The organism is Lysinibacillus sp. A4, assembly GCF_024919535.1.
Classification (GTDB): domain Bacteria; phylum Bacillota; class Bacilli; order Bacillales_A; family Planococcaceae; genus Lysinibacillus; species Lysinibacillus capsici.
The window spans coordinates 84734-98455 of the sequence record NZ_JANWTB010000002.1 but is presented as its reverse complement, the minus strand read 5'-3'; the positions used below and the strand labels follow the sequence as shown (position 1 = coordinate 98455).

The 13722-nt window shown below is 36.3% G+C and carries 15 protein-coding genes; 10 read left to right on the top strand and 5 right to left on the bottom strand.

Going from position 1 to position 13722, the window contains the following annotated elements:
• Positions 1-423 precede the first annotated feature (423 nt).
• From NY607_RS04510 to NY607_RS04495, 4 genes are read left to right on the top strand one after another with little or no spacing between them, the layout of a single operon-like run.
• Positions 424-996, top strand: coding sequence for a class I SAM-dependent methyltransferase (locus tag NY607_RS04510; protein ID WP_259419221.1), 573 nt, complete (start codon positions 424-426; stop codon positions 994-996).
• Entirely contained in the window at positions 996-1583 is a 588-nt protein-coding gene (locus NY607_RS04505) for a DedA family protein (RefSeq protein WP_131519590.1), read from the top strand. The genes NY607_RS04510 and NY607_RS04505 overlap by 1 nt, the downstream gene beginning before the upstream one ends.
• Before the next feature lie 53 nt (positions 1584-1636).
• A complete protein-coding gene (locus tag NY607_RS04500) occupies positions 1637-2338 on the top strand; it encodes a response regulator transcription factor (protein WP_259419220.1) in 702 nt (233 codons plus the stop codon).
• A complete protein-coding gene (locus NY607_RS04495) occupies positions 2322-3833 on the top strand; it encodes a sensor histidine kinase (protein ID WP_281115312.1) in 1512 nt (503 codons plus the stop codon). The genes NY607_RS04500 and NY607_RS04495 overlap by 17 nt, the downstream gene beginning before the upstream one ends.
• A gap of 4 nt (positions 3834-3837) precedes the next feature.
• Here the strand turns inward: NY607_RS04495 and NY607_RS04490 are convergent, their stop codons facing one another.
• Entirely contained in the window at positions 3838-4143 is a 306-nt protein-coding gene (locus NY607_RS04490) for a hypothetical protein (RefSeq protein ID WP_131519593.1), read from the bottom strand.
• 278 nt (positions 4144-4421) lie between these two features.
• Between NY607_RS04490 and NY607_RS04485 the strand changes: the two genes are divergently transcribed.
• Positions 4422-6023, top strand: a complete 1602-nt coding sequence (locus NY607_RS04485) for a Na/Pi cotransporter family protein (RefSeq protein WP_193767297.1) — start codon at positions 4422-4424, stop codon at positions 6021-6023.
• Between the two features lie 85 nt (positions 6024-6108).
• On the opposite strand, the gene NY607_RS04480 is transcribed toward NY607_RS04485, so the two are convergent.
• Entirely contained in the window at positions 6109-6987 is an 879-nt protein-coding gene (locus tag NY607_RS04480; protein WP_237899895.1) for a LysR family transcriptional regulator, read from the bottom strand.
• Positions 6988-7087: 100 nt separating this feature from the next.
• On the opposite strand from NY607_RS04480, the gene NY607_RS04475 reads away from it, so the two are divergent.
• A complete protein-coding gene (locus NY607_RS04475; RefSeq protein WP_259419219.1) occupies positions 7088-8254 on the top strand; it encodes a YbfB/YjiJ family MFS transporter in 1167 nt (388 codons plus the stop codon).
• A gap of 40 nt (positions 8255-8294) precedes the next feature.
• On the opposite strand, the gene NY607_RS04470 is transcribed toward NY607_RS04475, so the two are convergent.
• Positions 8295-9155 carry a YitT family protein gene (locus NY607_RS04470; RefSeq protein ID WP_004232402.1) on the bottom strand — a complete coding sequence of 287 codons (861 nt, stop codon included), beginning with the start codon at positions 9153-9155 and terminating at the stop codon, positions 8295-8297.
• A 32-nt stretch (positions 9156-9187) separates the two neighbouring features.
• On the bottom strand, positions 9188-9727 hold the full coding sequence (locus tag NY607_RS04465) for a transcriptional regulator (RefSeq protein WP_259419218.1): 540 nt from the start codon (positions 9725-9727) through the stop codon (positions 9188-9190).
• Between the two features lie 184 nt (positions 9728-9911).
• Between NY607_RS04465 and NY607_RS04460 the strand changes: the two genes are divergently transcribed.
• The 4 genes from NY607_RS04460 to NY607_RS04445 are packed head-to-tail and all read left to right on the top strand — an operon-like array spanning position 9912 to position 12255.
• Positions 9912-10163 carry a PLD nuclease N-terminal domain-containing protein gene (locus NY607_RS04460; protein ID WP_131519597.1) on the top strand — a complete coding sequence of 84 codons (252 nt, stop codon included), beginning with the start codon at positions 9912-9914 and terminating at the stop codon, positions 10161-10163.
• Entirely contained in the window at positions 10147-11049 is a 903-nt protein-coding gene (locus NY607_RS04455; RefSeq protein WP_259419217.1) for an ABC transporter ATP-binding protein, read from the top strand. Before NY607_RS04460 ends, NY607_RS04455 begins: the two co-directional genes overlap by 17 nt.
• A gap of 6 nt (positions 11050-11055) precedes the next feature.
• Positions 11056-11835, top strand: a complete 780-nt coding sequence (locus tag NY607_RS04450; RefSeq protein ID WP_131519599.1) for an ABC transporter permease — start codon at positions 11056-11058, stop codon at positions 11833-11835.
• A gap of 21 nt (positions 11836-11856) precedes the next feature.
• Positions 11857-12255 (top strand): GntR family transcriptional regulator, encoded by a 399-nt coding sequence (locus NY607_RS04445; protein ID WP_103117679.1) that lies wholly within the window; start codon positions 11857-11859, stop codon positions 12253-12255.
• A gap of 35 nt (positions 12256-12290) precedes the next feature.
• Here the strand turns inward: NY607_RS04445 and NY607_RS04440 are convergent, their stop codons facing one another.
• Positions 12291-13688, bottom strand: coding sequence for a hypothetical protein (locus NY607_RS04440; protein ID WP_237899897.1), 1398 nt, complete (start codon positions 13686-13688; stop codon positions 12291-12293).
• Positions 13689-13722: the final 34 nt, after the last annotated feature.

Genomic DNA, 13722 nt, shown 5'->3' with positions numbered 1-13722 from the left:
CCATGCCTTTATAAGAAGAGAGGAAAATATGGTCATTACTATTGATACAGCTAAAAATGAAGATTATATTGCGATCAATCATCTTGGGGAAACGGTTACTTGAACGTGGTAAAGAATGGGGGGCTACATCTATAGAATTAACTGTGTAAGTTCAATACCAATGAAATTGAATTTTACGAGCATTTAGGGATGAAGAGTGTAAACGGAAAAATGGAGATGAATATAGAAATCAAGCAATTAAGTCACTCATGAAATGAAAATGAGTGACTTTTTTTGTTTTCACCCTATAAAGATCGTGTTGATCTACTAACTAAATAATGTCAATTATTAAGAAAAAGTTAAGAATTCTCCTTGCAAATCTTTAAGAAAGTCTCTTTATAGTTAAAAACACCAATAAAGAAAGCAAAGCGAGGAGACAACTAAATGCAGCTTATTACCTTCCTTACTGAATTTATAAAGCATCCAAAAACAATAGGCGCCATATCACCTAGTTCTAAGAAATTAGCGCATAAAATGGTACAGCCTATTTGCTTTGAAACGGCTCAATGCATTATAGAGCTTGGTCCTGGGATGGGGGCCTTTACAAAGGAGCTTGTGAAAAGAAAAAAGTCAGCTACATTGCTTGTTCTCATTGAACATAATGGGATTTTTTGTGAGAAACTGCGTAGGCAATTTGCTCATGTAGCCAATGTTGTAGTGATCCATGGTTCAGCAGAAAATTTGAAGCAATATTTGACGGATTTGAATATCGAAAAAGTAGATTATGTTATTTCTGGACTGCCATTTACATCGTTAAAGGCGGAAGTATCGTGCTGTATTTTAAGAAATGTGAAGGATTGTTTGTACAATGGAAAATTCATTACCTTCCAATACTCACTTGTGAAAAAATCATTTTTTCAAACCTATTTTCAGGATATTTCACATGAGAAAGTATGGATTAATATGCCACCAGCCTATGTATTGAGCTGTAGGCTAGGAAATACGAGGGCCAGCTAATGGAGCTAAAGGATCTTTTATTATTTATTGAACAATATGGCTATTTTGCTTTGTTTTTTAGTTTATGGCTAGGGATCATAGGCATGCCGTTACCAGATGAAATGATTGTCATGAGTGGTGGTTTTCTATCGTCGCTAGGAAAATTGGACATATGGAAATCTTTCTTACTTACTTATTTAGGCGTTGTTTCAGGGCTTTCTCTAGGATTTATACTTGGAAAACTATTTGGTCATCGTGTACTTGATAAGCTTGTGAAAAAGAAAAGGGCAAAGTACTTATCCAAATCAAAAGAATTGTTAGATCAATATGGACACTTTGCATTAGTCCCGAGTTACTTTATTCCAATTGTTCGACATATCCTCCCTTACTTGGTGGGAATGAATAAGATGCCTTTTAAAACATATGCCTTATTTTCCTATACAACAGGTTTCGTTTGGACATTGATTTATTTTACACTAGGTTTATTATTCGGCAGTCAAATTGAATATATTTCTTTGATTGCTACGAAATATGGTATTTACTTTGGGTTATTCATCGTGATTGTTAGCTGTATTTATTATTTTTATATACGGAAAATAAAAAAATAGCTAAAATGGAAGAACCTTATGAATGATAAATATTTGATTAATGGTGGGATTCGATGAGTAATGAAACAATTTTAATTGTAGATGATGAAAAAGAGATAAGAAATCTGATAGGCATTTATTTGAAAAATGAGGGGTTTCATGTGTTAGAGGCATGTGATGGAGAAGAGGGCTTACAGTTAGTAAAAAAGCATAAAGTACATTTAATCGTACTGGATTTAATGATGCCTAAAGTAGATGGCATTAAAATGTGTATGAAGGTAGGAGAAATAGCAGAAATGCCTATTATTATGCTAACGGCCAAATCTCAAGATATGGATAAGATTGGTGGATTAACAATAGGTGCTGATGATTATGTGACTAAGCCCTTTAATCCGTTAGAGCTAATTGCCCGCATTAAATCACAGCTTCGTCGCTATCTGAAAATGAGTGGCATAAATAGCAGCAATAAAGAGGAGCTGGAAGTTGGGGATCTACGGATCAATACAGCGACACATGAAGTTTTTGTTAACAATGAAAGAGTAAAGCTGACACCTAGGGAGTTTGCTATTTTGGAATTGCTTGTTAGTAACCCTGGCATTGTCATGAGTGCAGAGCAAATCTATGAAAAAGTTTGGAAAGAGGAAGCATTTCAATCAGAAAATACTGTAATGGTACATATTCGAAAAATTAGAGAGCGAATTGAGGCAAATCCAAGGAATCCACAATATATTAAAACCGTATGGGGAGTAGGGTATAAAGTTGAAAAAGTTCTTTAGGCTTTTAAAGTTCCCAAGGTTTCTGAAATATATTGGTGCGAAAATAAAAATTAATATTCAACATAGCATTCGCATTCAACTATTTACAACGTTTTTATTATGTGCACTTGGCAGTTTTTTAGTGGCTCGTGCAGTAGTGCCATTTTTTGAGAATATCAATGAGACCGTGATTGTGGATTATAGTGGTAGTATGAAGATGATGTATTATCATGCACAGGATACAGCAGCATTGGCAACCCAAGAAAATAGTGTTGAAGCATTAAGAGAATTGATCAATCAAGAAAATGGAAAAATAGAAAATGAGGATAATGCATTAAAAATTGTCGTCACAGATGAAACAGGGAAGATCTTATATAAAACAAAGCAGGTAAAGGAGCAACAAATCGATTTGCATGAAGAAATAAGGCATGTCATGGACCTTACAATGAATCAACCTTTTGAAAATGCCCATCATGTGATCGAAACTTCTCGTAAGGAGTTTACTACATTAGTGCCACTAACTTTACAAGATAAAAATTATTATTTCTTTGTTAGTGGGCTTCCACAAGGAGAAGCCATCACCAGTACGAATGAAGGCCCCATACCTTTTTTCATTGGTGTTATGTTGTTTATCGTATCATTTTTCTCTATAACAAAACGCAAAATGGATCAAATTGAGGCATTAGCGGAGGGGGTTATGGAAATTGCAAAAGGAAATTTAGCCTTTCGTATTGAGAAAAAAGGCCAGGATGAAATTGCTTTACTAACGGATAATGTTAATCAAATGGCAGAAGAAATTATGACAAGTATCGAGATGGAGAGAAAAATTGAGCAACAGAAAAACGAGCTCATTACTAATGTTTCACATGACCTTAGAACACCTCTTACCTCAATTATGGGTTATTTACGTTTATTAAGAGAAGAAAAGTATGAGACGAAAAAGCAATATGACGAATATTTGAAAATAGCCTTTTCTAAATCCGAGCAATTAAAAAATTTAATAGACGATTTATTTGAATATACTAAGCTCACGAATGATAAAAATACTTTAATGCGACAACAAGTTTGTGTAAATGAGCTGCTCGAACAACTAATGGAGGAATTAGTGCCATTAGCGGAGGAGAAACAACGTATTTTTATAAAACATTTTCCAGAGAGACGTTTTTTTGCTGCGCTGGATTCGGAAAAGATTGTCCGAGTATTTGATAATCTACTCATCAATGCGATCAATTATAGTACAGCTGAAGGAAAAATTATGGTTTCCCTTGAAGGACAAGCAAATCATGTACGTATTTGTGTAGCGAATCAAAGTGATGCCTTTACATCGGTAGAGCTTGCTAGTTTATTTGAGAGATTTTATAAAAAAGATCAATCGAGAACAAATGTAACCGAGGGCTCAGGGCTTGGACTAGCGATTGCGAAAAGCATAGTGGAGCTTCACGGAGGAACGATTCACGCAAAATACAAAAACGAGACACTGTACTTTATTATCACATTGCCATTAACAGCTTCATAACAGACTACAATGGAAGAATAGTAATAGCATGTTGTGTTTGTTTATGTTGTGAAAGTATGTCTTGCAGGGTTACAAGGGTGGCTGTGTTTCTGATTAATAATTGGATTTCAGTATGCTTGTATTGTCGTTGAAAGTCCATAATATAATCTGCAATGATATGTAAATTATATTGATTTTTAATCTCTACCTCAACGAAAAATGGCAGTGTTAAATCTGGCAGCTTAATACTGCCACCACGTCGAATCCAAATTGCTTCCTGCACATAGTAGCGGATCGGTAATTGGCGGTTACTAGCGATAAAAATATCCATAGAAAACTCCCTTCAGTGTCTAAGTACAGCCTAATGGAAATGCATTCAGTCGTCAAAAGAAAACATGTGAAAATCTGATTGAAGATTTTTTCATGTTTTTTTGTTTGTTTTTTGTTGAATTTGATTTGAATATGTCCGTTTTTTGGACTAATTGTAAAGGGTGTGTAAACATTAATTTAATCCATTGTAAATGATATGTACAGCTAGCTTAAAACTATTAATAATAAAGTCTGACAACAAGGAAAGGGTTGAATGGATTGGCTATCAATGTACAGGAGATGATTTTCCAATTTCTTGGAGGGTTAGGCTTATTTCTTTTCGCTATTAAATTTATGGGAGATGGCTTGCAGAGGGCTGCAGGTGATCGACTAAGAGATATTTTAGATAAATTTACAACAAACCCATTGATGGGTGTACTAGTTGGTATTGTGGTTACAGTTCTCATACAATCAAGTTCAGGTACAACTGTTATTACCGTTGGACTAGTGAGCGCAGGACTTATGAAATTGCGTCAAGCAATAGGCGTTATTATGGGAGCTAATATTGGGACAACCATTACAGCATTTATTATAGGAATAGATGTGGGTGCTTATGCATATCCAATTATGGCAGTGGGCGCAATATGTTTATTTTTCTTTAAGAAAAGTTTCATTCAAAATATGGGGCAAGTATTATTTGGCTTTGCAGGTTTATTTATTGGTTTAGAGCTTATGAGTGGTGGAATGAAGCCGCTTAGAGATTGGCAACCATTTTTAGATTTGACTGTACAAATGTCTGATGTGCCGATCTTAGGCGTATTAGTAGGAACAATATTCACCCTGATTGTTCAATCTTCCTCAGCTACAGTAGGAATATTACAAGGGCTTTATGCTGAAGATTTAATAACTTTACACGGGGCATTACCTGTCTTGTTTGGAGATAATATTGGTACAACGATTACAGCAATTCTAGCCGCTTTAGGTGCTTCTATTGCAGCAAAACGAGCAGCTGCCACTCATTTGCTATTTAATGTAGTGGGTACAATTATCTTTATGCTCATATTGGGATTATTTACGAACTATGTGGAATGGATTGCAGGGGTGCTCAATTTAGAGCCGAAAATGCAAATAGCCTTTGCACATGGAACGTTTAATGTCATCAATACAATCATTCAGTTACCATTCATAGGTGTTTGGGCTTATGTCGTAACGAAACTAATTCCAGGCGAAGATTCAGTTATTGAATACAAACCAAAATTTTTGGATAAAAATTTGCTTATCAAATCACCATCAGTGGCATTAGGTCAAGCAAAAATGGAAGTAGTTCGCATGGGCGAGTATAGTATTCAAGGTCTAGAAGAAACGTTAACGATTTTGAAAACGGATGATGCTAAGTTAATCGGCAAGGTCGGCCAATTGGAAGAAGCCATTAATAATTTAGATCGCAAATCAACGGAATATTTAGTGGAGTTATCAAAACAATCTTTATCAACCCATGATTCCCAAGTGCACCATGCCTTATTTGAAAATATTCGTGATATCGAACGAATTGGTGATCATGTAGAAAATATAATTGAGCTTCTGCAATACAAGGATAGTAATCGCGTTCGTTTAAGTGAACAAGCGATGAAGGAATTAGAAGATATGTTTGTTTTTACATTAGATACTGTGAAAATGTCTATCGAATCCCTTGATAAGCGTGATCTTTCATTAGCACAGCAAGTGATAGAAAAAGAAAATGAAATTGATAATATGGAGAGACGTTTACGTAAATTGCATATTAAGCGATTAAATGAAGGAGTTTGCTCAGGTTCAGCAGGTATTGTATTTGCGGATATTGTGAGTAATTTAGAAAGAATCGGTGATCATGCTTCTAACATAGCGGAAACCGTTATTGCTTAATATAAAGCTGTTCAGTGGAGATAATCTACTGAACAGCTTTTTTATTAGGGGAAGGATAGAATTGTTAAAATGACGGATAGAACCCTCAAACTGTCGGATAGTCATAAGCTTCTATGGCTTCTAAAAAATAAGTTAGGATGGGGGATTGTACTTCATCCTTACGATAAATAAACCATGTAGGAATATGTGCTTGCTTGTTCTTTATCTTGTGCAATGTTAATGCTTGTGTTGCCATATATTTTTCCGCAATGGCACGTGGTAGCAAGGTAATGCCTAACTCAGCAGCAACACAGCCAATAATACCGTCAAGCGTACCAAGCTCCATTCGATTTTGTGGTCGAATCCCTTCTTCATGTAACCAATGTTCTAAGATGGCTCGATAGGAACAGCCATGGCGGAATGTAATCACGGTGCTTCCCTCTAAATCTTTGAGATGCTTAATAGGTTTATGCTTGCTAGAAGTGAGAATAACAAGCTCTTCACAGACAAACTCTTTCATCATTATATTTTCTCTATAAATAGGTCCAGTAACAAATGCGCCATCAAGTTCATAGTTTTCAACCCGTTCAATATTGTGCTGAGAAGGGCTTGTTAATATGGTGATATCCACTTGTTCATATGCTTGATGAAATGTGCTTAACAAAGTTGGTAAATGTAAGGCTGCAGTTGTTTCCATTGAACCAATTCGTAAAACGCCTCGTTGTTCTTCTGTATCATGTATGATCTCAAAGGTTTTTTCATAGAGATGAAGCATTTTTAGGACTAACTCGTAGAATTGTTCTCCTTTTGGTGTTAGCCGTATTCCTCGATGTCCACGATAAAAAAAGGTTGTATCGTAGAGTGCCTCAAGACTTTGTATTTTCATAGAGATGTTGGATTGAGTGTAATTAAGTGCTGTGGCAGCTTTAGAAAAGCTACCTGTTTGGACGACTGTTCGAAAAATCGTTAAATCATTAATATTCATATGCCCTCCAGTTATCAATTTTATTGATACTTATTATAAAGAATTAGATCTATTTGTGATACCTAGATGTTCGATATAGTGAAATAGAAGGAGTGATGATATGCACAAGCAAACCGTACGCTATTTAATCGGGGGCATTTTTGCTTTAGTTATTGCTATGGGCATCGGACGTTTTTCGTATACGGTTATTTTACCTTATATGCAAGAAGCTTTTGAATTTAGCCGAGCGACAGCAGGTTACTTAGCAACGAGTAATTACTTGGGCTATTTGATTGGAGCCTGGGTGGCAGGCCGTTTACCAATAGGGAATAAACGTATTCTCTTTTTGCAAATTACCCTTGTTATCAGCATTTTAACAACAGCCTTCATGGGCTTTACAAGTGTAATCATCATTTGGTATTTATTACGATTTATATCGGGTGTTGTGAGTGCTTTTATTTTTGTTGTTATAACAAGCCTTATACTAGACCAGTTAGCCAGCAGTAGTCATATGCATCTATCGGGGCTGTTCTATAGTGGGGTAGGAATAGGGATTGCATTAAGTGCGGTAATTGTTTCACCAATCCAAGCTGTTTTCCATTGGAATGGAACATGGATCGTATTAGCTTTATTTAGTATTGTATTGTTTGTCTTGATTGTACTATTCATTAAGCCTATTACACCAAGTAAACAACTAGTGGAAAGCCAGATAATTTCACAGAAAACGCCTCCTCAGTCTTGGATGAAATGGTTAATCATCGCTTATAGCTTAGAGGGGCTTGGCTATATTGTCACAGGCACATTTATTGTATCAATTGCACAGGAGTCGACAAGCTTTCATGGAGATGCAGCCTTTGTATGGTTTGTTGTGGGTGTTGCAGCAATTCCCTCATGTATCGTTTGGTCTAAGCTAGCACAGCGCTATGGCCATGTGAAAATTTTGCTCATCTCTATGCTACTGCAAGCGATAGGTATTGTTTTACCTGCGCTAGCTACAAATTCGATGACCCTTTATGCTAGTGCCTTCATTTTTGGGGCAACCTTTATGGGAATTACAACACTTTGTACAACATTAGCGAGGAAGCTTGCACCAATTAATAGTCATCAAATAATAGGGTATTTAACAGCTGGCTATGCGCTTGGACAAATGATTGGTCCATCCATTGCTGGAACACTTGCAAGTTACACAAATAGCTATCAGTATGCCTTAGTTGGGGCTTCCTTAGTAGTAATGCTGGGAGGATTATGTTTAATAGGTGGCGTAAAATATGAAGCGGCAACTAAATAAAAAAGTAAGTAAGGTATGATGCGCCTTACTTACTTTGAAATTAATGGATATCGCGTTTCTTAAAGTTACCACCACGAACTTCTGACACGTCAGAAATGACAACAAAAGCGCCTTCGTCGATGTCTTTAATAATCGAAACTAATTTATTTTCTTCCATACGGTTAATGACACAGTTTAAGATTTCTGTTGGTTCATTGGAGAAACCACCACGTCCATGTGTATAGGTAACACCACGTCCTAAGCGGGCTTGAATAGCGTCTCCAATCTCCTCGGATTTTCCACTAACCACACGAACTTCTTTTGATTTTTCTAAACCAACTTGGATTATATCGATAACATTTTTGGCAATATAGTAAGTTAACGCTGAGTAAAGAGCACTCTCTAAGCCAAAGATAAAGCTTGCCCCTATGAAAATAAAGGCATTGATAAATAATATAATATCGCCGACTGAAAATGGAATCTTACGTGACAATAGTACAGCTAAAACCTCTGAGCCATCTAAAGCGCCACCATTTCGTAGGACAATACCAATCCCCACACCAAGGAGCATACCGCCAGATAAAACAATTAGGAGGGGATCATTTGGGCCTAAAATGGTTTTGACGTCATGTAAAAGCACTGTAGAAATCGATAAAGCTGCAATACCAGCACTACTCATTAAGGCAAAGGTTTTTCCAACTTGCTTGTAGCCGATATAAATGAACGGAATATTTAATACAAAGAGCAGTACGCCTAATGGGATACCGAAGAGGTGCGCACCCATAATACTAAGACCTGTTACACCGCCATCAATGACAGCATTCGGAATTAACACGGCCTCTAGTCCGTATGCGGCTATAACTGCCCCAATAATGATCATAATTAATTTTCGTATATTTTCTAGTGACTTTCCTTTTTTCATAAATCTTCTCCATTTCTCTACGTCAATAGTACCTAAGGTTTTGGAATAATATTTAAAGCAATTGTTTTAGTCTCCAAACCTTTGTTTGAGTCGGTCATATTATAGTATTTAGTTAATAAATCGTTTAATTCATTTTCAAAGTTTTTGAATTGATCGTCCGTTAACGTTAAGTCGATTAAAGAAAAAGTTGCTAAATCTGTTGTGCTTTCTTTTTCATCAAGTGATTGCAAATAATTTTGATATTGAGATAGTAAAGCCAATTGATAGTAGGAAATATAATTTAATTTTTGCTTGGTTGTGAGTTGAGTCCAATCCTCCTTACTAAGTTTTGCTGCTCCTTCATTTAATGCATAAAACTTCTCTGTAACTGAACGAACTTTTCGCTCTTTCACAATTTTTATAATATTTTCATCGACTAAAATTTGGATATGACGATATAGAGTGGCTTGTGGTACATCTTTAATGACAGAAATCATCTCCAATGTGCTTAAACCCTCTTCTTTATTGTGCATCAGAGCTTGTAAAATTTTCATTCTCACAGGGTGCATTAATACCTCTGCTTTATTACGCATAAACCGATCCTCCTACCAGAAAATGAGATAGTATCAAGGGAAGCATTCAAATGTTATCAATTTGAGAACATTATCAAAAAATATATTATAGCGTTTTTTTAAAGATGTACAGTAAAAAGGTAATGAAATTTTTTCATTCTTTTGTTATCATTATTGATAATGATAATGAAAGGGGTTATAAAAAATGAAATTACACTATGGTTTTGAAGACTTAAATCAAATTGATTGGGCAAGCATATTACCCATTCTTTTACCATTTGTACTCGTAGGTTTTTTACTTATCACTATTGCACTAATAGATTTATATAAACACAGAGCTAGTAGAGAAAACATACTAATGTGGGCCATTATTATTTTGTTCTTTAATACAATTGGTTCTGTTCTCTACTTCGTGATGGGTAGAAAGGATGTCAATAAACGTGCGCTTAGAAATTAAAAATATTACGAAAAAATTTAAACAGAAAACGGCAGTAAGTAGTTTTTCAATGGTGATAGATTCGAATGAATGTGTAGGACTTATTGGACCAAATGGGGCAGGGAAATCCACATTAATTCAGATCATTGCTGATATTCTTTATGCAGATGAAGGGGACATTGTACTTGATGGGCAAAAAATTTCAAAGATGAAAAATCATATTGGTTATTTACCACAGTATCCTAATTTCTTCTCGTGGATGACAGCATCTGAAACTTTAGCCTTTATGGGGACACTTTCGGGTATTTCGAACGATCAATTACAAAAAGATATCCCGATTCTTCTGGAAAAGGTGGGCTTAGGAAAAGAAGCACATGCTCATGTTGGAACATTTTCAGGAGGTATGAAACAGCGTCTTGGAATCGCACAAGCTTTATTACACAAGCCAGCTTTCATCATTATGGATGAACCAGTTTCAGCCTTAGATCCAATCGGTAGACGTGAAGTGCTGAATCTATTAAAAGACATAAAAAAAGAAACGACCATATTACTTTCTACACATATTTTAGGCGATGCGGAGGAAGTTTGTGAGCGCTTTGTGGTCATTAAAAATGGTTACAAAATAGAAGATGCAACAAAATTAGAGTTACTTAATCGCTATCAAGATTCAGCTATCTTTTTAGCGGTTCAAAAGAAAGATGTTAAGTGGCTAACAACGATTGAACATTTACCTTATGTAAAGAGAATCGAAAATTGTGGGGATGGTTTTAAAGTATATGTCAATCACTTGGAAGAGGACGCCCATCGATTGCTCAAGTACGGATTGGATTCAAATGTACTATTTACAAAGTTTGATCTTGGCCTTCAAGAAAGCTTAGAAGAAATATTTTTAGAATTGGTGGTGTAATTTGAAGTGAATACATTTATCGCACTAAGTAAAAAAGAAATGAATCAAATGACAAAGGAATATAAAGTCGTTTGGCTACCAATCGTCTATATCCTTCTAGGTTTAACTCAGCCGATTACGATGTATTTTTTGCCTGCTATTTTACAATCAATGGGTGGTATAGAAGGGATTATAATTGATCCAACAATGGCAAAGCCAGGGGGAGAAGAAGTGCTTGCTTCAACCCTTAATTCGCAATTTGACCAATTAGGTATAATCATCCTTGCTATTGCAACGATGGGTATAATTCAAGGAGAAAAAGCCAATGGAATGATGGCCTTCATTTTAACAAGGCCAGTATCAATCACATCCTACTTAAACAGTAAACTCCTTACGCATTATGCTTTAGCTGTCCTATGTATTACGCTTGGCTATGCAATGTCTCTTGGCTATACATCTTATTTATTTACCTCTGTACCGATAACACGCGCATTGATAGCTCTAGCATTTTATTGTATTTGGCTGTTGTTTGTCATTACATTTGTTGCCATGATGAGTACATTTTTTAATAGTACACCATTTATTGCGTTAATTAGTATTGGTGTCTTATTTATTTGTCGTTTTTGTGCTGGCTTACATCCATTCTTAGATGTCATAAATCCAGCTAGTAATAGTTTGTATGCTACAACGATAATAATGACAGGTGACATTGAAAAATGGTATAGCTTTAATATAATTGTCACACTGTTACTTGTACTATTCATGATGGCTATCATGCATCATTTTATTGCCAAAAAGAAATTTTAATATGGAGGAAATCCTCGACAAATGAATGTAAAAGTAAATCGAAGAAGCAAAATTCCATATTATCAACAACTAACACAGCAGTTGCTTTTATCCATAGCGACTGGAAGCTTAAAAAAGGGGGACCATTTGCCTTCAATTCGCCAGCTAGCGGCACAAACAAACCTCAATCTGCATACAGTTCATAAAAGCTACAAAGAGCTTCAAAAAAAGGGGATCATCACCATTAAGCCTCAGTCTAGAGCATTTGTGATCGTAGATCCTAATAAAGCAACGACTATTTCATGTCACCAAATAGCTATGAAAGTGGAGCAATTATTGATAGAGGCTTATATTTTAGGCATGAAAAAATCTCAACTAAAAGAAATGTTTTATGACATTTTACAAAAGTATTATACGGAGAGTGAAAGAGATGGCTACTGATAACCTAGTGACCATCTCTTACTATTTTTATTAAATTAAATTAAAAACACAGCAACTATCGTTGTCACAATCAGTCCAATGACTACAGGAATTAAATTTCGTCTTGCCAGCTCAAATGGGCTGACATTACAAATAGCAGCTGCTGGGATTAATGCCCAAGGAATTAGTGTACCACCACCAACCCAAATCGCTGTGATTTGCCCTAAAGCTGTTAAAGTTGCAGTTCCTTCACCAATAGCATTACCGAACAAACTGCCAACAGAGCCAGCAAGAGAAATTCCTGAAAAGCCAGAACCATCTAATCCTGTAATAGCGCCAACAACTGCTAGCGTGACAACAGCAATTTCCTTTGTTAACGGAACTATTGCTGCAAGACCGACACCCAGATCATTGACAATCCCGTGTGAAGTAGCGGGGAGGTGATCTCCAAGAATTTGTGTAAAGCCAGCATCTCCAAGATAGAAGAAAGCAGCAATTGGAATTACGGGTCCGAAGACTTTAAAGCCGAATTGAAATCCTTGAATCAAATAACTTGTTGTCTTTTCTAACCCCGCTGATTTATGAGCAACCATACTAAGCAACAATAAAATAAAAACAGAGGTTCCACCGATTAAAGCCGTTGCATCGCCGCCCGTTAAATTGAATACCGACATAGCGATAACGTCTAAGATAAAGGCAATAGGAATAAGTACGGCGAAGAATCGTTTTTGCCCATTTGACAGTAAGTTTTCCGCAGTTTCTTGTTCACTATCCTCTTCCTCATGGTTGCCAGTATTTAAAAGTAGTGTTCCTCGTTTCATATCACGTCGTAAAAAAATATAAGCAACAATTGTCGTTACAACGCCCATGGTGATAACCAGTGGAATACTGGCTGAAACAACATCTCCAACAGGGATACCAGCAGCATCAGCCGTTAATTTTGGAGCCCCTTGAATGACAAAATCACTCGATAACGCAATACCATGCCCAAATAAGTTCATCGCCATGGCAACCCCCAGTGCTGGGAGGCCCGCCCGAATCGCAACAGGCAAGAGCACTGCTCCTAATAGCGCTACTGCAGGTGATGGCCAGAAAAACCAAGAAATAAACATCATTAAGAGTCCAATCGTCCAATAAGCGAGTGCGGGTGTTTTAATGATCTTTGTGAAAGGGGCTATCATAACCTCATTAATACCGGAAGACATCATGACCCGACTCATCGCCACGATAATCGAAATAATAAGAATCGTTGATAGCAGCTCAGTTATGGCATAAATAAAGCTGTTAAACACACCACTTATGGACGAGGTAAAATCACCAGTTGCAACAATCGCTAGCATAAAGATGCCTACTACACAAATGAGGGTGGTATCGCGACGTTTAACCATAAATCCGATGATGAGCACAATAAAAACCACGTAAATCCAATGGAGAGCTGTGAATTCAATCCCCATACGTTTCCCCCTCAATATTCTGATTCTATAGAAT

Bases quoted from the DNA above. Each gene is read 5' to 3' on its own strand.
- NY607_RS04510 (WP_259419221.1), top strand. From the start codon at position 424: ATGCAGCTTATTACCTTCCTTACTGAATTTATAAAGCATCCAAAAACA.
- NY607_RS04505 (WP_131519590.1), top strand. From the start codon at position 996: ATGGAGCTAAAGGATCTTTTATTATTTATTGAACAATATGGCTATTTT.
- NY607_RS04500 (WP_259419220.1), top strand. From the start codon at position 1,637: ATGAGTAATGAAACAATTTTAATTGTAGATGATGAAAAAGAGATAAGA.
- NY607_RS04490 (WP_131519593.1), bottom strand. From the start codon at position 4,143: ATGGATATTTTTATCGCTAGTAACCGCCAATTACCGATCCGCTACTAT.
- NY607_RS04485 (WP_193767297.1), top strand. From the start codon at position 4,422: ATGATTTTCCAATTTCTTGGAGGGTTAGGCTTATTTCTTTTCGCTATT.
- NY607_RS04480 (WP_237899895.1), bottom strand. From the start codon at position 6,987: ATGAATATTAATGATTTAACGATTTTTCGAACAGTCGTCCAAACAGGT.
- NY607_RS04475 (WP_259419219.1), top strand. From the start codon at position 7,088: ATGCACAAGCAAACCGTACGCTATTTAATCGGGGGCATTTTTGCTTTA.
- NY607_RS04470 (WP_004232402.1), bottom strand. From the start codon at position 9,155: ATGAAAAAAGGAAAGTCACTAGAAAATATACGAAAATTAATTATGATC.
- NY607_RS04465 (WP_259419218.1), bottom strand. From the start codon at position 9,727: ATGCGTAATAAAGCAGAGGTATTAATGCACCCTGTGAGAATGAAAATT.
- NY607_RS04460 (WP_131519597.1), top strand. From the start codon at position 9,912: ATGAAATTACACTATGGTTTTGAAGACTTAAATCAAATTGATTGGGCA.
- NY607_RS04445 (WP_103117679.1), top strand. From the start codon at position 11,857: ATGAATGTAAAAGTAAATCGAAGAAGCAAAATTCCATATTATCAACAA.
- NY607_RS04440 (WP_237899897.1), bottom strand. From the start codon at position 13,688: ATGGGGATTGAATTCACAGCTCTCCATTGGATTTACGTGGTTTTTATT.